At 71.5% G+C, this 16,451-nt stretch carries 15 protein-coding genes; 8 read left to right on the top strand and 7 right to left on the bottom strand.

Features of this window, described 5'->3' with window-relative positions:
* Window positions 1–245: 245 nt before the first annotated feature.
* From AB5J50_RS46685 to AB5J50_RS46675, 3 genes are read left to right on the top strand one after another with little or no spacing between them, the layout of a single operon-like run.
* Complete coding sequence (locus tag AB5J50_RS46685; protein WP_369264608.1) at window positions 246–2,624, top strand: SpoIIE family protein phosphatase; 2,379 nt, start codon at window positions 246–248, stop codon at window positions 2,622–2,624.
* A gap of 37 nt (window positions 2,625–2,661) precedes the next feature.
* Window positions 2,662–3,993, top strand: coding sequence for an arsenic transporter (locus AB5J50_RS46680; RefSeq protein ID WP_369264607.1), 1,332 nt, complete (start codon window positions 2,662–2,664; stop codon window positions 3,991–3,993).
* 5 nt (window positions 3,994–3,998) lie between these two features.
* The gene (locus tag AB5J50_RS46675; protein ID WP_327434072.1) at window positions 3,999–4,487 is read left to right on the top strand and encodes a universal stress protein; all 489 of its coding nucleotides are present in this window, start codon (window positions 3,999–4,001) and stop codon (window positions 4,485–4,487) included.
* Here the strand turns inward: AB5J50_RS46675 and AB5J50_RS46670 are convergent.
* A complete protein-coding gene (locus AB5J50_RS46670; protein ID WP_369264606.1) occupies window positions 4,453–5,397 on the bottom strand; it encodes a helix-turn-helix domain-containing protein in 945 nt (314 codons plus the stop codon). The two genes, AB5J50_RS46675 and AB5J50_RS46670, sit on opposite strands and share 35 nt — an antisense overlap.
* A 63-nt stretch (window positions 5,398–5,460) precedes the next feature.
* On the opposite strand from AB5J50_RS46670, the gene AB5J50_RS46665 reads away from it, so the two are divergent.
* Window positions 5,461–6,276 carry a phytanoyl-CoA dioxygenase family protein gene (locus AB5J50_RS46665; protein ID WP_369264605.1) on the top strand — a complete coding sequence of 272 codons (816 nt, stop codon included), beginning with the start codon at window positions 5,461–5,463 and terminating at the stop codon, window positions 6,274–6,276.
* A gap of 12 nt (window positions 6,277–6,288) precedes the next feature.
* Here AB5J50_RS46665 and AB5J50_RS46660 read toward each other — a convergent pair whose 3' ends face one another.
* Window positions 6,289–7,200 carry an alpha/beta fold hydrolase gene (locus AB5J50_RS46660; protein WP_369264604.1) on the bottom strand — a complete coding sequence of 304 codons (912 nt, stop codon included), beginning with the start codon at window positions 7,198–7,200 and terminating at the stop codon, window positions 6,289–6,291.
* 279 nt (window positions 7,201–7,479) lie between these two features.
* Here AB5J50_RS46660 and AB5J50_RS46655 point away from each other — a divergent pair, with 279 nt between their 5' ends.
* Entirely contained in the window at window positions 7,480–8,376 is an 897-nt protein-coding gene (locus tag AB5J50_RS46655; protein ID WP_369264603.1) for an endo alpha-1,4 polygalactosaminidase, read from the top strand.
* A gap of 126 nt (window positions 8,377–8,502) precedes the next feature.
* Here the strand turns inward: AB5J50_RS46655 and AB5J50_RS46650 are convergent, their stop codons facing one another.
* A complete protein-coding gene (locus tag AB5J50_RS46650) occupies window positions 8,503–9,030 on the bottom strand; it encodes a GNAT family N-acetyltransferase (RefSeq protein WP_369264602.1) in 528 nt (175 codons plus the stop codon).
* 229 nt (window positions 9,031–9,259) lie between these two features.
* Between AB5J50_RS46650 and AB5J50_RS46645 the strand changes: the two genes are divergently transcribed.
* On the top strand, window positions 9,260–9,733 hold the full coding sequence (locus tag AB5J50_RS46645; RefSeq protein WP_327434066.1) for a carboxymuconolactone decarboxylase family protein: 474 nt from the start codon (window positions 9,260–9,262) through the stop codon (window positions 9,731–9,733).
* A 39-nt stretch (window positions 9,734–9,772) separates the two neighbouring features.
* On the opposite strand, the gene AB5J50_RS46640 is transcribed toward AB5J50_RS46645, so the two are convergent.
* The 4 genes from AB5J50_RS46640 to AB5J50_RS46625 form a co-directional block, all read right to left on the bottom strand.
* A complete protein-coding gene (locus AB5J50_RS46640) occupies window positions 9,773–10,450 on the bottom strand; it encodes a response regulator (protein WP_369264601.1) in 678 nt (225 codons plus the stop codon).
* Complete coding sequence (locus AB5J50_RS46635; protein ID WP_369264600.1) at window positions 10,447–11,811, bottom strand: sensor histidine kinase; 1,365 nt, start codon at window positions 11,809–11,811, stop codon at window positions 10,447–10,449. Before AB5J50_RS46635 ends, AB5J50_RS46640 begins: the two co-directional genes overlap by 4 nt.
* Before the next feature lie 211 nt (window positions 11,812–12,022).
* Window positions 12,023–12,871, bottom strand: a complete 849-nt coding sequence (locus AB5J50_RS46630) for an ABC transporter permease (protein ID WP_369264599.1) — start codon at window positions 12,869–12,871, stop codon at window positions 12,023–12,025.
* Complete coding sequence (locus tag AB5J50_RS46625) at window positions 12,868–13,803, bottom strand: ABC transporter ATP-binding protein (protein ID WP_369264598.1); 936 nt, start codon at window positions 13,801–13,803, stop codon at window positions 12,868–12,870. The genes AB5J50_RS46630 and AB5J50_RS46625 overlap by 4 nt, the downstream gene beginning before the upstream one ends.
* A 217-nt stretch (window positions 13,804–14,020) precedes the next feature.
* On the opposite strand from AB5J50_RS46625, the gene AB5J50_RS46620 reads away from it, so the two are divergent.
* Window positions 14,021–14,488 carry a DUF5990 family protein gene (locus tag AB5J50_RS46620; RefSeq protein WP_327434061.1) on the top strand — a complete coding sequence of 156 codons (468 nt, stop codon included), beginning with the start codon at window positions 14,021–14,023 and terminating at the stop codon, window positions 14,486–14,488.
* A gap of 266 nt (window positions 14,489–14,754) precedes the next feature.
* Entirely contained in the window at window positions 14,755–16,443 is a 1,689-nt protein-coding gene (locus AB5J50_RS46615; protein WP_369265701.1) for a phospholipid carrier-dependent glycosyltransferase, read from the top strand.
* The last annotated feature ends 8 nt before the right edge of the window (window positions 16,444–16,451 follow it).

The following is a 16,451-nucleotide window of genomic DNA, read 5'->3' as shown; positions in this document are numbered from 1 at the left end:
CCCTCATCAGGGCCCATAAATCATCACAACTGATCGTGAACAAACAGATTCTGACGGGATGACACATGCGGCCGTCAAGGGGCCGGCACCCACTTCCGTCCCGCACGACACATCGGCCGGAAACCCACCTCACGGATGCGCCGCGTCGGCCGTCCGTGTTCCGGGGTGCGGAGGGCGCCCACGCACTAGGCTGGAACACAAGTGAAGCGGTGTTCACGGTGACTGTGCGCAATGGAGTGGCGACGATGAGCCCGGTCCACCCCATCGAAGAGGCCGCCACGGCATGGGCAGTCATCGATGAGAACGGCACCCTGGTCCGCTGGAGCGAGGGGGCCCACCGACTGCTGGGGTACGCGCCGCAGGAGGTCGAGGGCCACCCCGCCGCTGACCTGCTGGACCCCACGGGCGCCACGGCGCCGACCGAGCCCACCGGTAACCGCTGGGACGGAGTGCTCCCCCTGCGCCACCGTGACGGACGCGTCCTGTCCGTGTGGCTGCTCGCCCATCGCAGACAACCGGAAGGCGGCGGATGGCTCGTGGTCACCCCGTTGGAGGGAGAGGAACCGCGCCCACCGGACGACCCGCTGATCAGGGCGGTGCTCACCCAGTCACCCTGCGCGATGGCCATCTACGACGAACGGCTGCGGCTGTACGGGATCAACGACGCGATGGCCGAGGTCATCGGTCTCCCCGAGGACCGTATCCGGGGCCTGCGGATCTCCGAGATCGGGGGCAAGCGGGAGAGCGAAGAGCTCGAGGAGGACATGCGCGCCGTGCTCGTCTCCGGCGAGGGGCGCGACGTGGAGACGTACATGCGCACGGGCGGCGAGGACCGCGCGCACGCCTGGCTGGCGCGGATCGCCCCGCTGACAGACGCCGACGGACGGGTGCGGGGCGTGTGCCTGGCCGCGCACGACTTCACCGAGCAGTACAAGGCCCGGGAGCGGCTGCAGCTGGTCAACGAGGCGAGTGTGCGTATCGGCAGCACCCTCGACGTCACCCGAACGGCCCAGGAGCTAGCCGATGTCTGCGTGCCCGTGCTCGCCGACTTCGTCAGCGTCGACCTGCTGGATCCGCCGGAGCACGGGGGCGAGCCGGACTCCGAACTGCCGACCGCCCCGGTCACACTCCGCCGTGCAGCCCATCGATCGGTGAACCCGGGCTCCCCCGAAGCGGTCGTCACGCTCGGCGAGGTCGACGTATACCCCGCCGCCTCACCGCAGGCCGATTCCCTGATCGCCGGCCGGACGATCGTGGTGCCGGACGCGAACAACACGATGGAGGAGTGGCTGGCCTGGGACGAACGCCGGCGCGAGCGCGTCGCGAAGCTCGGCGTCCACGCCACCATGTCGGTGCCCATCCGGGCCCGGGGCCAGACTCTGGGCGTGGCGGTGCTCACCCGGTTCCGGCAGCCCGGCCCCTTCACCTCCGACGACGTCCTGCTCGCCGAGGAGGTCACCGCCCGGGCTGCCGTCTGCATCGACAACGCCCGTCGCTTCTCCCGCGAGCGCCAGACCGCACTGGCCCTGCAGCGCAGTCTGCTCCCCCAGTCGCTGCCCCGGACGGCGGCCATGGACGCGGCCTCGCGGTATCTTCCCGCGGCGCGGGCCGGGGTGGGCGGCGACTGGTTCGATGTGATCCCGCTGTCCGGGCTGCGGGTCGCCATGGTCGTCGGCGACGTCGTCGGCCACGGCATCCAGGCCTCGGCGACCATGGGGCGGCTGCGCACCGCCGTACGCACGCTCGCCGACATCGACCTGGCCCCGGACGAGCTGCTCACCCACCTGGACGACCTCGTCGTGCGGCTGTCGGAGGAGGCCGGGGCCGAAGGCACCACCGGCGAGGTCGGCGCCACTTGCCTGTACGCGGTGTACGACCCTCTCTCCCGGCGCTGCACCCTCGCCCGGGCAGGGCATCCGCCTCCCTACATCGCCCCTCCGGACGGTCCACCCCGGCAGCTCGAGCTCCCGGCCGGACCGCCGCTCGGCCTGGGCGGACTACCATTCGAGTCGGTGGAATTCGAGCTGCGCGAGGGCACGGTGCTGGCCCTGTACACCAACGGGCTGATCGAGAGCCGCGGGCGGGAGCTCGACGTCGGCCACCAGCTGCTGTCCCGAGCTCTGGAGCAGTCGTCCCATTCCCTGGAATGGGCGTGTCATGCGATCCTGCAGGCGCTGCTTCCGGTGGGCGGCGCCCAGGACGATGTGGCCCTGCTGCTCGCCCGGACGCGCGGCCTGGCCCCCTCCCAGGTGGCCACCTGGGACATTCCCGCCGACCCCGCCCTGGTCGCGCCGATCCGCAAGCAGGTGGCGGATCAGCTGGACGTCCGGGGGCTGAGCGAGGCGACCTTCACGGCCGAACTCGTGGTGAGCGAACTGGTCACCAATGCCATCCGCTACGGCGAGCCGCCCATACGGCTGCGCCTCATCCACGACGCCGCCACCCTGATCTTCGAGGTCTCCGACAGTAGCCACACCGCCCCGCATCTGCGCCGGGCGAAGACCTACGACGAGGGCGGCCGCGGGCTGCTCCTCGTCGCCCAGCTCACCCAGCGCTGGGGCAGCCGGCACACGCCCGACGGCAAGACGATCTGGGCGGAGCTGACGCTGGTCGGGGAGGACTGACGGCCTCGGGGGTGCGGCCGGCGCGACATCTGATGTGATGGATGGGCGCCACCATGATCCCCCGGAGGACCGAACTCTGAACGCCCCGCTCGCCGAAGGCCTTTCCGTCGCACTCAGCACCCCGCTCGCCGAGGCCCTCTCCGTACTCCTGCTCGTCGCGGTGCTCGTGTGCGCGGTGATCCGCCCCTTCAACTGGCCCGAGGCGGTGGTGGCGGTCCCGGCCGCCGGTCTGGTCCTCGTCACCGGCGCGATCTCCTGGGAGCACGTGCGCGCGGAGGCCGCGCATCTGGGACCGGTGATCGGCTTCCTGGCGGCGGTCCTCGTACTGGCCCGGTTCTGCGACGACGAAGGACTCTTCCAAGCCTGCGGAATGTGGATGGCGCGAGGGGCGGCGGGGCGGCCGAGCCGTCTGCTGACCGCCGTCTTCGCACTCGCCTCGGCGATCACGGCGGTGCTCAGCCTGGACGCGACCATCGTGCTGCTCACACCCGTGGTGTTCGCCACCGCGGCGCGGATGGGCGCCCGCCCCAAGCCCCATGTGTACGCCTGCACTCACCTGTCGAACACGGCCTCGCTGCTCCTGCCGGTCTCCAACCTCACCAACCTGCTCGCGTTCACGGCCACCGGCCTGAGCTTCACGCGCTTCGCCGCGCTGATGGCCCTGCCCTGGCTGGTCGCGATCGGCGCCGAGTACGTGGTCTTCCGGCGCTTCTTCGCCGGCGACCTGGTCGCGGCCGCGCCGGAGCCGCGTGTCGACGAGTCGCCGGCCGTGCCGGTGTTCGCGCTGGTCACCGTGGGCTGCACGCTGGCGGGTTTCGTCGTCGCCTCCGCGCTCGGCATCGATCCGGCGTGGTCCGCGGCGGCAGGTGCGCTCGTGCTCGCCGGCCGCGCGCTCGTCCGCCGGCGCGCCACCCCGCTCACCGTGATGCGGGCCGCCGCCCCGTCGTTTCTCGCCTTCGTCCTGGCGCTGGGCATCGTCGTACGGGCGGTGGTCGACAACGGGCTCGCCGACGCGCTCGACCATCTGCTCCCCCACGGCAGCAGTCTGCCCGCGCTGCTCGGTGTCGCGGCGCTCGCCGCCGTCCTGGCCAACCTCATCAACAATCTGCCCGCGGTCCTCGTCCTGCTCCCGCTCGCCGCCGTGTCCGGCACCGGCGCGGTGCTGGCCGTTCTGCTGGGGGTCAACATCGGGCCCAATCTGACCTACGCGGGCTCTCTGGCGACCCTGTTGTGGCGGCGTATCGTGCACCAGCACGAACACGGCGTCGACCTCAAGGAGTTCTCCCGGCTCGGTCTGATCGCCGTGCCTGCGGCGCTGGTCCCCGCCGTACTGGCACTGTGGGCCTCACTCCACGTCATCGGAGGCTGATGGGCATGCGGGTAGTCGTCTGGCTGGTCGAGGGAACGTGGCCCACGTGCGTGGACGCCGTACGCACGTACGCGCCGCACGCGACGGACGTGACCCTGCTGCACGTCGCCGAACCCGGCGTGCCCGGTCTGGCGCACGGCGCCTACGCCGGACTGCTCGGCCGCGGACATCCCGAGCGCGACCCCGGCAACCGCCTGGAAACCCTCGACACCGCCTCGGCCGCGCGGCTCCTCGATGCGGCGGCCGAGCGACTGGGCCGCCCCTGCGCACGCGTTGAGCGCGTGGGCCGTGTCGAGCGGGAGGTGGTCTCCGCCGCCGAAGGCGCCGATCTGCTCGTGGCGGCCCGCGACGGAGACCGCGCCCATCTCGGACCGCACAGCCTGGGAAGGGCCGGACGGTTCGTCGTCGACCACGCGCCCTGCCCGGTGCTGCTGGTCTGGCCCGAAGCGGCACCGGACATCACGACCTTGCCGCCGTCTCCCCCACACCGTTAGCGGTTCTGGTCCGGTACGCGCCCGGCGGTGTGCCGTACCGCCGGCGGAAGACCCGGTTGAAGTGGAAGGCACTGGTGAAGCCGGACGCGGCGGCCACCCGCTCCACCGGGAGTTCGGTGGCTTCCAGGAGCCGGGCCGCGTGCAGCAGCCGGGCGTCTCGCAGGGCGCGCATCGGGGAGCGGCCGAGCTGCTCGGTGAAGAGGTGGGCGAAGCGGGACGGTGAGAGGGAGACGGCCTCGGCGAGCGACCGTACGGTGTGCGGCGCGGCAGGGTCGGCGGCGATCAGGGACTCGGCCCGCCGGATGCGCGCGTCGAGGCCGGTCCGGCGGCGCTCGGCCCGGGCGGTGGCGAGCAGCACGATCTCCTCCAGGGAGCAGAGGGTCAGCTCCCTGGCGGCGGTACCGTGCGCGACCGCGACCTCGCCGCCGACAGGCTCCTCGGGGGCGGGCGGCGGGCCGTCTCCGGTCCAGCGGGCGTCGGCGAGCATACGGCGGAAGGCGGCCTCGATACGTTCCTGGCTCCGGACGGTGGGTTCTTCCTGGCCCCGCGCGGGTCCGACGGCGTACACCCCGTCATCGAGAGCGTACGGCCGCAGCCACGCCGACCAGGCCGCCCGTGCCTGGCAGTGCACCCACCAGAACGCCCAGTGCCCTGCGCCCGGTTCGACGGCGTAGCGGTGCGGCACGCCGGGCCCCAGGACCACCAGGTCGCCCGCGTCGGCCACCGTCCGTGTCACCCCTTGCGTGATCCGTCCCTGTCCGCCCGTGGTCCACGTGAACAGCCAGCTGTCCGCCCCCCGCGGCCGGTTGACGCTGTAGCCCGGCCGCTGGTCGAAGCGGCCGATGGTCACCAGGCCGGGCGGCGGGGACGGATCAGCAGGCTCGGACAACTTCTCAGCACGCACAGGCATCCTCTCGAAAGGCGCACCGGCCTAGCGTGAGGCACCTGGACACCGGTGAGAAGGGGCGGTCGCATGACAGTGACGGACAGGAGCGGGCCGAGGAACCTCGGGGGCGAGTTCGAGGAGGACGGCTTCGTGGTGATGCGCGGCCTGTTCACCGCCGCCGAGATCGACGAGCTGTGCGCGGAGTTCACGGCACTGCACGCCGCCGGGCCGGTGCCGGGGCACTTCGAACCCCGCCCCGCGGCAACCGGCGGCCCGGCCGATCCGCTGCACGCCCACCCCCGTGTCATGCATCCGCACCGCATCAACGCCCTGTCCCTGCGCCTCCTTCTCGATCCCCGGCTGCGGGACGTCCTGGAAGTCCTGCTGGGCGAGGACGTCCTGGCCGCGCAGAGCATGTTCTACTTCAAGCCGCCCGGGGCCCGCGGCCAGGCGCTGCACCAGGACAACTTCTACCTGCGGGTCGAGCCGGGCACGTGCGTGGCCGCCTGGATCGCCTGCGACGCGATCGACCGCGAGAACGGCGGCCTGGAGGTCGTGCCGGGCACCCACCGCATGGACCTGTTCTGCCCGGAGGAGGCGGACGCGGCGCTGTCCTTCGCGCGCGAGTACGTTCCGCCGCCGCCGGGCCTCGCCGCCGTACCCGTCGACATGGCACCGGGCGACGTCCTCTTCTTCAACGGCAGCCTGGTGCACGGCTCCGGCCCCAACCGCAGTACAGGCCGCTTCCGCCGCTCGTTCATCGGCCACTACGTCGGCCGCTCCACGCAGCGCATCGGCGGCTTCTACCGGACGCTGACGATGAGCGGCGAACCCGTCGCCCTGCCCGAGAGCGAGGGCGCGGGGCCGTGCGGCACGGAGTTCGTGGCGAGTACTCCCCACTGACCGGTCATGAGCTCATGCGGCGGACCCGGGGATCGTCTCCGAGGTGAACGCGAGGATCGCGTCGGCGACCGCCCTGGGGTTCTCCAGGAGCATCTCATGGGTGGCGTCGATCCCGGCGACCGTCACATCGGCACGCTGCTGGGCCAGTTCGGCGAGGTCCCGGGCCAGCCCCTTCGCGTACGCCGTCATCAGTTCGTCGAACCACTCCATGCCCGGGATCGACCGCCCCGGCCGCAGCGCGCGCCCCAGCAGCAGCGGTACGGGCACCTGGTGGAAGAGCGCGAAGAGGTCCAGCGAGTCGACCGCGTCCAGCATCTCCAGGGCGAACTCGCGCTCCGGCCTCACCTCCAGCCGGCCGTCCGGTCCCTCGCGCACGGAACGCAGGGCGGCCGCCTCCAACAGCTCGTAGGGGATGCCCAGTTCTTCGGACATCGCACGCTGCTGGGCGAGCAGTTCCCTCAGCCCGTCGGTGGGAAGCCGCTCGCCCGACACGGACGCCGCCGCCTTCCGCACCCCGGTGAGCCGTTCCTCGACGTACACCGGGTCCAGGCCCACGTACTGGTCGGGGCGGCCCCACCCGAATCCGTCGAGGTTCACCGCGCCCGGCGTGACGTCCCAGTGATCCACCGCGTACCGCGCGGCGATCATCCCGCCGAGGGAGTGGCCCACGGGAAGGGCGCCAGGGATGCCGTACTCCTCCAGGACCGCCTCGATGTCGCCGAGCACGTGGTGGAAGTCCCAGGTGCCGGAGGGTGAGAGACCATGTCCGCGGAGGTCCACGGCGAGTACCCGGTGACGGGGTACGAGGAGCGGGGCGACGGCGGCCCAGTCGGCGAGCGTGCGCCTCGCGCCGTGGAGCAGCAGCAGGGGCGGTCCGTCGCCCCCGTGGTCGTGTACGGCGAGTGCGATGCGGTCTCCGGTCATGTCCAGACAATAGAGCCGAGATGCCCCGCGAGCCGGGCCATGCGTTCGTCGGCGCCGACGTGGTGCCCGAGGGACCGGTTTCCCTCTATATGCCCACATCGCCGATTTCCGCCCTTGACGTGGGCGTGCCCACACGATTTGATCCTGGCGTGCCGTGGTGCGACCCGGCACGCAGAGGTGCGCCCAGCCGGTAACGGACCAGGTTCAAGTCCGGCCAAAGTCGCCAGGATCGCGGAAAGCGTCCGAGGCGGGGACGTACTCGCGATTGATGGAGCGGACATGCCCGTCAAGCGTGTTTCCGGCGTCAGAGGTCCGGGAACAGCCGCTGTCCTGGCGAGTCTCCTGACGCTGGTCGGCTGCGGTGCGGGGAAGGACACGGGGGCCTCGCCGCACAACCCGCCGGTGTCCTCCACAGCGCCGGCCACCTCGTCGAAGCCCACGCCGAAACCGGGCGCGACCGCGACGGCCGTCGAACTCCCCCCGCTCCACGCGGGCTTCGACTACCAGATCGGCGGCGCCTATCCCCCGGCCGCCGGCGTCCGCATCGTCAGCCGCGACCGTGCGGCGTCCCCCGCGCCCGGCCTCTACAACATCTGTTACGTCAACGCCTTCCAGGCGCAGCCGGACGAGCGGAAGCAGTGGCCGGCCGATCTGCTGCTGCGGGACGCGCACGGCAAGGTCGTCGTCGACGAGGACTGGGGCGAGGCGCTGCTGGACATCCGGACGCCTGCCAAGCGCAAGCGAGTGGCCGCGGGGGTCAACCGGTGGATCGACGGCTGCGCCGACAAGGGCTTCGACGCGATCGAGCCGGACAACTACGACAGTTACACGCGCTCGCGGCATCTGCTGACCGCCGACGACGCCACCGCGTTCATCACCCTGCTCTCGGCGCACGCGCATGCCCGGCATCTGGCCATCGGTCAGAAGAACACCGTGCAGCTGGCGGGGCTCAGGGCCCGCACCGGACTCGACTTCGCGGTGGCGGAGGAGTGCGGCGAGTACGACGAGTGCGGGACGTACGCGAAGGCGTTCCACGACCGGGTGGTCGTCATCGAGTACACCGACAGCGGTCTGCGCAAGGCCCGTTCGGGCTTCGGGGGCCGGCTGAGCATCGTGCGCCGGGATGTGACGGTGTCGACGCCCGACAGCGCGGACTACGTCCGCAGGACCCGCTGACGGGAGGCGTGACCGTCGAGCGCATCTGGGACCTGTGCGACGGCCTCGTACGCGCCCACGGGGAGCCTCTCCCACCGGAACTCCGGGCCGGGTTGGGTCACTGAGGAGAAGCCCTGACCGGACGGATCAGGGCTTCAGGAGCCCGCCCACCCACCAGTCGTGGGGTTCGCCGTTGACCATGCTGCGATTGCGGAGGGTTCCTTCGAGGGTGAAGCCGAGCTTCTCGGCGAGAGCGCGGGAGGGCGCGTTCCCGACCATCGCCCACCACTCGATCCGGTGGGCCCCGAGCGTGGCGAACCCCCAGTCGCACAGCATCCGCGCGGCCTCCGCGGAATACCCGCGGCCACGCTGCTCCTTGGCTGCCCAGTAGCCGAGTTCGTAGACGCCCTGGAAGAGCTTGGTCAGGCAGAAGGAACCGACCAGGGCGCCACTGTCCGCGCGGAAGGCACCCAGGATGTAGTCACGGTCCGTGGACCAGCCCTGGGGCCCGGTCTCCGAGACGTACTTCTCGGCGTCCTCGCGCCGGAACGGTGTGGGCGCGGGTGTGTAGTACTGGATGTCGGCGTCCTGGCAGGCCGCGTGCACCGCGTCCGCGTCGGAGGGGCCGAACGGCCTGAGCAGGAGACGGGCGGTCTCCAGAGTCACGGGATCCATGGCGGCAGTATGACCAGGGCCCGCGAGGGAGGGCCACCGCATTTTTCGCGTCCGGCACAGCTCTGCGACCCGGTCTCTCAGAGTCCGGGATCACCACCACGCACTGAGCCCCGCGTGGGTCCGCGCCTCAGTGCGACAGGAGACGCGCATCACAATCGGCGATGTCACAACTCGTGGGAGCTGTTTCGTCCAAGGAGGTGTAACCGCAACAACGACACAGGAGTGCACCATGGAAGCTCGGCTGAACGTCTTCGCCAGCCCGGTCGCGGCCAAGTTCGGGAAGCACCTCGTCGCCGCGGGCAAGGTGCTCGCGGACTCGACGCTGCCGGCCGCGACGCAGGAACTGATGAAGCTCCGCGCCAGTCAGATCAACGGCTGCGGTTTCTGCACCGACATGCACACGAAGGACGCCGCGGCCGCGGGGGAGACGTCCACGCGCCTCAACCTGGTCGCGGCCTGGCGGGAGGCCACGGTGTTCACCGAGGCCGAGCGCGCCGCCCTGGAGCTGACGGAACAGGGCACCCGCATCGCCGACGCGGCCGGCGGCGTCACGGACGAGGCCTGGGCGAATGCCGCCAAGCACTACGACGAGGAGCAGCTCGCCGCCCTGGTGTGCACCATCGCCCTCATCAACGCCTTCAACCGCGGGAACGTCATCATCCAGCAGCCCGCCGGCGACTACCAGCCCGGCCAGTTCGGATGACCAGGAGCGCCTGGCCTGGTGCACGGGCGTCCCTGTTGCCTAGTCGGGCGGGTTCGGGTGGGCGAGTCCGAGGTCGTAGGCGAGGATGACCGCCTGGACGCGGTCGCGGGCTCCCACCTTCGCCAGGACGCGGCCGACGTGGGTCTTCACGGTGGATTCCGCCACGACCAGGCGCTCGGCGATCTCGCTGTTGCTCCAGCCCTGGCCCATGGCGACGAAGATCTCGTACTCCCGTTCGGTGAGGGCGCGCACTCGGGGGTCGTCCGCCGCCTTCCGGCTCGACGACTCGTGGGGCAGGTGCCTGGCGTAGGCGTCGAGGAGGCGGCGGGTCAGCGCGGGGGCGATCACGGCGTCGCCCGCCGCGACCGCGCGGATGCCGGCCAGGAGTTCCTCGGGGTGGGCGTCCTTGAGCAGGAACCCGCTGGCTCCCGCGCGCAGCGCCGCGTGGGCGTACTCGTCCAGGTCGAACGTGGTCAGGATGAGGACGCGGGAGCGGCCGCCGGAGGCGACAACGCGGCGGGTGGCCTCGATGCCGTCCATGCCGGGCATCCGTACGTCCATGAGGATCACGTCCGGGCGGAGTTCGGCGGCCTTGCGGACGGCGTCCCCGCCCTGGGCGGCCTCGCCGACGACTTCGGTGTCGGGGGTGCTCTCCAGGAGCATCCGGAAGCCGAGGCGTTGCAGTGGCTGGTCGTCCACGATGAGCACGGTGGTCACAGCGCACCGCCGGTGGCCGCCGGTGGGGTGACGTCGGTCCCGGCCAGGGGGGTCAGGTCGAGGGTGGCCCGTACCGTCCATCCTCCGCCGGGGGCGGGTCCCGCGGTGACGGTCCCGTTGTAGAGGGCTGCGCGTTCTCTCATGCCGGCGAGTCCGTGTCCTTCCTCTTGGGGCGGCCCGGGACGGACGGTACCGCCGCCCCGGCCGGTGTCGTGGACGTCGATGTGCAGCCGCGTGTCCTTGACGCTCACCGCGAGTTCGACGCGGGTGTCGTGGCCCGCGTGCTTGAGGGCGTTGGTGAGGGCCTCCTGGACGATGCGGTAGACAGTCAGCTGGACACCGCGGTCCAGGGTGTCCAGTTCGCCGCCGGTGCGGTAGACGACATGGGGACCGGCGGCCCGGATCCGGGCGCACAGGGCATCGATGTCCGCGATGCCCGGCTGGGGGCTGAGCTGGGGCGCGGCGGGGGTCTGGGTCTGCTCGCGCAGGACGCCGAGCATGCGACGCAGTTCGCCCAGCGCCTGGCGCCCGGTGTCACCGATGAGCAGCAGGGCCTGTTTGCCGCGTTCCGGGGAGTGGTCGGTCGCATACGCGCCACCGTCGGCGAGCGTGATGATGACGGAGAGGTTGTGACCGACGATGTCGTGCATCTCGCGGGCCACCCGGGTGCGTTCGGCGGCGGCGGCCAGCTTGCTGCGCTGGTCGCGTTCGATCTCCAGGCGGGCCGCGCGGTCGCGCAGGACGGCGAGCTGGGCGCGCCGGATCCGTACCGCCAGACCGAGCGCGACCGCCGCGGTGATGGTGCTGAACAGGAAGAACAGCGCGTCCAGGACGTGCACTTCGGACGACAGCCGGACGGCGGTCAGCCCCAGGGCACCGGCGATGACGGCGCAGGCCACGGGCAGCCGCCGGAGCTCTCCGTGCAGCACCAGGCTGTAGAGGGCGATCAGCAGGGCGATGTCGGCGCGCAGCCAGACTCCCAGAGCCAGCTGAAGGCAGAACACGCCGGCGATCACGGCGAAGGCAAGGGACGGCCTTCTGCGCCGCCACAGCAGGGGCAGTACCAGTCCGGCCTGGAGCGCGACGGTTCCCGGCCAGGGCAGGTGGGTGAGCTGGAGGTCGAAGCCACGCCGGTCGCCGTCGCCGTCGCCGCCGTGCACCAGGTCCGGCACACAGAACATCAGCGCCACGACCGCGGTCACCGCGGCGTCCAGGATCCACGGGCGGTTCCGGTCGCCCTGCTTGAGCCGTCGGCCGAGCCGGGACAGCCCGCGGGCCAGGGGGTGATTCCACGGGAGGTCCGCCTCCGCGAAGGGCGGCTCGGAGGGTGCCGTCCGGTGGGCGGTGTCGTCGATGCTCATGGGGGTCACTGGTTCGCGCTCATGGGTGTCACCTGTCCATTGTGTGTCCGGCCGCGTCCCCGTACGCGCGTCCCTCCCCGTGTCCGTGGTGGCCCGGAACGCGGTCCGACCGGCGCGGCACCGGTCCGGTGACCCGGTCGGGTGCCGCGCCGGTCGCGAGGAAGCCGGCGTCAGGGTCGGGCGTCAGGCCTCAGTCGCCGGGCGTCAGGCCTCAGGCGTCGGTGCGTACGAGGCGGTAGGCGGCGCCCGCCAGCGCGAGCACGGTCCAGCCGAGGAAGACCAGGAGCCCGGCGGTGGGCGACAGGGTCGTCGAGTCGTGGGTCAGCGCGAACATCGACTCGCCCGCGGTGCTGGGCAGGTACGGGCTGATGTTGTCCTGCCACGAGCTGGGCAGCAGCGAGATCAGGCCGGGGATCAGCATCAGCGAGGCGACCAGGACCGAGATGCCGCCGGCGACCGAGCGGAGCAGCGCGCCCAGGGCGGTGCCGATCACGCCGACCAGACCGAGGTAGAGGCCCGCGCCCAGCAGGCTGCGGACGACGCCGGAGTGGGAGAGCGAGAGGGCCGCGGGGGTGCCGGAGACGATGCCGCCGGCGATCAGGAACGCGACGAAGACGCCGATGGTGGAGACGACGAGGGCGACCAGGCCGAACACCCCCGCCTTGGACCACAGCACCGGAAGGCGGCGCGGGACGGCGGCCAGCGTGGAGCGGATCATGCCGGTCGAGTACTCACCGGCGGTGACCAGCACGCCCAGGACACCGAGCGCCAGTTGCGCGAAGTTCGTGCCGAACACGGACAGGCTCAGCGCGGTGGCCGAGGCGTCGTCCGGACGCAGGGGATGACCGGAGTTGAGCTCGGACTTGTAGTGCGCGGCGGCGATCACGCCGAACGCGATCAGGAACAGCAGCCCCAGACCGAGGGTGATCCAGGTGGAGCGAAGCGACCACAGCTTCGCCCACTCGGAGCGCAGCACCCGGCGCCCGGTGACCTTGTACTCCGGACGTGCCGCCCGCACGGGTGCGGGCGCGGGGCTGTCGGTGACGGTGACGGTGCTCATGCCGCCCTCCCAGGGGCCTCGATGGTGGCGGTGGCGTGGTACTCGACGGCGTCGCGGGTCAGGTCCATGAAGGCCTGTTCCAGGGAGACGGTCCGGGAGCTGAGCTCGAACAGCGGGATGCCGTGCTCGGCGGCCTTGAGGCCGATGGCCCGCGCGGACAGACCCGTCACCTGCAGCTCCTCGGAGCCGACCTCACCGGTGATCTCCACGCCGGGGCCGGCCAGGACCTCGCGCAGGCGGGCCGACTGGTCGGACGCCACGGTCACGGTGTCACCGCCGGCCTGCCGGACCAGATCCTGCACGGTGGTGTCGGCCAGCAGGCGGCCGCGTCCGACGATGATCAGGTGGTCGGCGACCAGCGCCATCTCGCTCATCAGGTGCGAGGAGACGAAGACCGTACGCCCGTCCGCCGCGAGTCCGGTCAGCAGGTTACGGATCCACAGCACGCCCTCGGGGTCCAGCCCGTTGACCGGCTCGTCGAGCATGATGGTGGCCGGGTCGCCGAGCAGCGCCGCGGCGATTCCCAGCCGCTGGCCCATGCCGAGGGAGAAGGCGCCCGCGCGCTTCTTGGCCACGGACTGCAGCCCGGTCAGCTCGATGACCTCCTCCACCCGGCGGCGCGGAATGCCGTGGGTGTAGGCCTGCGCCATCAGGTGGTCGAACGCGGAGCGGCCCGGGTGGATCGACTTGGCCTCCAGCAGCGCACCGACCTCCTGGAGCGGCGCGGTGTGCTGGGCGTAGTGCTTGCCGTTGACCGTGACGCTGCCCCCGGACGGTGCGTCGAGTCCGACGATCATGCGCATGGTGGTGGACTTGCCCGCACCATTGGGGCCGAGGAAGCCGGTGACCGTGCCGGGCTTGACGACGAAGTCGAGCCGGTCGACCGCCGTCTTCTCGCCGTACCGCTTCGTCAGCTGTTGTGCCTCGATCATCGCTCTTCCCTCGTGCTCGGGGGGCCGGAACCGGCCTGGCTGCTCTCTCGCCACGCTAAGGGCCCGCGAACCGGGATCCGTGGTACCCGGGAGGTCACTGAGGGGAGGCCCGTAGTACTTCGGTACGACGGAGTCCTCCGCATCGGATGACATCGCCGACCGCGTGTGCCCGTCCGACCGCAGCAGGCCTGGTGCCTGTTACCGGATGATGGCCGCTATGCGCATCCGTATCGACGCCGTCGACCTGCCCGGTTCCACCTGCCCGGCCCCCGCCGGCGCCGCCTTCGCCACGTACGGCAACATCCATGTCGCCGTGCAACGCCGCGACCGTCCGGCCGAGGTCCTGGAACCGCACCCCGGCGACGCCAAGTCCGCGACCTGGACCCTGGACTGCACCGCGACCACCTCGCCGACCGGCACCGACGTGACGGGCCCCTACGTGCAGAACCGTCTGGGCCGCCGGTTCATCTATCTGTCGTGGGGCACGGTCGACGAGTCGGGCGTCTTCACGATGTTCCGCCGCGCCAAGCTGATGCTCGACACGATCCCCGCCGAGGTACTCGCCGCGGCCGCCCGCGACGGCCTGCTGGTCGGACGCCTCGGTCTGACCGACACTGGTGGTACACCTCTGTGCGCGCGGGTGGAGCCCCCGCGGATCACCTGGACCGCCGAGACGGGCGACTAGGGCAGACGACGCGGCTCCCGGCCGCGGACCCGCGGCGGTGCATACTCATGACTCCCCTGCGGTGATTCCGGTGTCCGAAGCCGGGTGCCACCGGTTGAGCAGGCTCGTACGGAGCGGACGTAACAAAGGGCATGCCGACATTCATGGCCAGCAGGCACGGGGACCGCGTGCCGGTGAGCAGTGCGGAGCCACCGAGGCGATTCGCGTGGCTGCGGCGGCACCGGCGGTGGCTGTTCGTGGTGGCGGTGGTCGCGCTGCTCGCCGAGATGGCGGTCGCGATGGTCACGACGGCCGTGGAACAGACGCCGACGATCGACGAACCCGTGTACGTGGGCACGGCGGTGGTCTACGTCCAGCAGCACAGCCTGCGCTACAACCCCGAGCATCCGCCGCTGGGCAAACTGATCATCGCGAGCGGGCTGGTGTTCGCCCATCCGCACCTGGACGCCGGCTTCACGGGTGATCAGACGGCGCTCGGCCGACGGGTGTTGTACGAGTCGGGCAACGATCCCTGGCGGGTGATGTGGTGGGCACGGCTGCCGGTGATCGTGCTGACGCTGCTGTTCGGCCTGGTCGTCCTCGCTTTCGCCCGTGAACTCGTCGGCCCTGCGGGCGGGTTGGTGGCACTCGCCCTGTACGCGTTCTCGCCCGACGTCATCGCACACGGCTCGCTGGCCACGCTCGACGTGCCGGCGTCGGGTTTCCTGCTGACGTCGGTGTGGCTGCTGTGGCGGGCCCGGCGCCGACCGCTCCTCCATCTCCCGCTCGCCGGGGCCGCGCTCGGGGCGGCTATGGCCACGAAGATGAGTACGCTGCCTGCCGTTCCGGTGCTGATGCTCCTGGCGGTGGCGTCGGTCTGGCATGCGCGGGGCCTCCGCACGCCCGCGGGGACACGGTCCGTCGACACGCCCTCGGATACTCAGCCCCTCGACAGGCCTTCGGATTCTCGGCCCCAGGGCAGGCCTGCGCATACTCGACCCCTTGGCACGTCCGTAGAAGCACAACCCCTCGGCACATCCGCGAAGGCGCGGCTCCTCGGGCTCGCCGCGGTCGGCGCGACCGGTATGGCGCTGGTGGCGGTCGCCGTGGTGTGGGCCGCCTACTTCGCCGTCGACCCCCAGCTGCGCTGGACGGCTCCCGCGGACCTCCCGGCCGTCCATGGGCTGCGCGGGCTGTTCGTCGACGGGCTGCCCTTCCCGCAGCCGTACCGGGACGGGATGCGCGTCCAGTTCGGCTTCGAGAACGCGACGTGGCAGGGGTTTCTGTTCGGTCGGCTCTATCACGGTGGGCTCTGGTACTACCTGCCGGCCGCGCTGCTGGTGAAGACGCCGCTCGGCATGCCGGCGCTGTGGCTCGCCGGTGCCGTCGCGATGGTCTCCGTACCCCGGCTGCGGCCCGCCGCCCCGTACGTCCTGATCCCCCCGGCTCTGCTGCTGGCCGCGGCCATGAACGGCTCACGTGATCTGGGGGTGCGCTACGCCCTGTTCGTACCGGTGTTCCTCGCGGTCGCCGCTGCCGGTGTCGTCGCGTTCCGACGGCGGTGGGCGCACATCGCCACGGCGGCGCTGGTCCTGTTCGTCGCCGTGAGCTCGCTGCTCACGTATCCGTACTACCTGCCGTACTCCAACGAGGCGTTCGGTGGCCCGTCGAAGACCCATCTGCGGCTGCACGACTCGAACGTCGACTGGGGCCAGGACCTGGGGCGACTCGCCGACCGTCTGGACCGGCGTTACCCGCACGAGAAGGTCTGGCTCGTCTACAAGGGCGCCGGTGTGCCGTCGTACTACGGGATCGACGCGGCCGATCCCCGCAAGGCGCCGCCGGGCGAGGTGCACGGGCTGCTCGTCGTGTCCGACACCTCGGCCGCCAAGGCCGACGGCCGGCTGGCGGCGCTGCTCGCCACCAGCCGGCCGATCGACGAGGTCGGCCACTCGATCACGATCTACCGTCGGTGACCGCCCAC

Origin of the sequence: Streptomyces sp. R35 (assembly GCF_041053035.1) — a bacterium.
Taxonomy (GTDB): domain Bacteria; phylum Actinomycetota; class Actinomycetes; order Streptomycetales; family Streptomycetaceae; genus Streptomyces; species Streptomyces lutosisoli.
The sequence above is the reverse complement of the archived record's forward strand: the minus strand, read 5'-3'. Positions and strand labels throughout refer to the sequence as shown.

Bases quoted from the DNA above. Each gene is read 5' to 3' on its own strand.
- AB5J50_RS46685 (WP_369264608.1), top strand. From the start codon at position 246: ATGAGCCCGGTCCACCCCATCGAAGAGGCCGCCACGGCATGGGCAGTC.
- AB5J50_RS46680 (WP_369264607.1), top strand. From the start codon at position 2,662: ATGGATGGGCGCCACCATGATCCCCCGGAGGACCGAACTCTGAACGCC.
- AB5J50_RS46675 (WP_327434072.1), top strand. From the start codon at position 3,999: ATGCGGGTAGTCGTCTGGCTGGTCGAGGGAACGTGGCCCACGTGCGTG.
- AB5J50_RS46670 (WP_369264606.1), bottom strand. From the start codon at position 5,397: ATGCCTGTGCGTGCTGAGAAGTTGTCCGAGCCTGCTGATCCGTCCCCG.
- AB5J50_RS46665 (WP_369264605.1), top strand. From the start codon at position 5,461: ATGACAGTGACGGACAGGAGCGGGCCGAGGAACCTCGGGGGCGAGTTC.
- AB5J50_RS46660 (WP_369264604.1), bottom strand. From the start codon at position 7,200: ATGACCGGAGACCGCATCGCACTCGCCGTACACGACCACGGGGGCGAC.
- AB5J50_RS46655 (WP_369264603.1), top strand. From the start codon at position 7,480: ATGCCCGTCAAGCGTGTTTCCGGCGTCAGAGGTCCGGGAACAGCCGCT.
- AB5J50_RS46650 (WP_369264602.1), bottom strand. From the start codon at position 9,030: ATGGATCCCGTGACTCTGGAGACCGCCCGTCTCCTGCTCAGGCCGTTC.
- AB5J50_RS46645 (WP_327434066.1), top strand. From the start codon at position 9,260: ATGGAAGCTCGGCTGAACGTCTTCGCCAGCCCGGTCGCGGCCAAGTTC.
- AB5J50_RS46635 (WP_369264600.1), bottom strand. From the start codon at position 11,811: ATGAGCATCGACGACACCGCCCACCGGACGGCACCCTCCGAGCCGCCC.
- AB5J50_RS46630 (WP_369264599.1), bottom strand. From the start codon at position 12,871: ATGAGCACCGTCACCGTCACCGACAGCCCCGCGCCCGCACCCGTGCGG.
- AB5J50_RS46625 (WP_369264598.1), bottom strand. From the start codon at position 13,803: ATGATCGAGGCACAACAGCTGACGAAGCGGTACGGCGAGAAGACGGCG.
- AB5J50_RS46620 (WP_327434061.1), top strand. From the start codon at position 14,021: ATGCGCATCCGTATCGACGCCGTCGACCTGCCCGGTTCCACCTGCCCG.
- AB5J50_RS46615 (WP_369265701.1), top strand. From the start codon at position 14,755: ATGGCGGTCGCGATGGTCACGACGGCCGTGGAACAGACGCCGACGATC.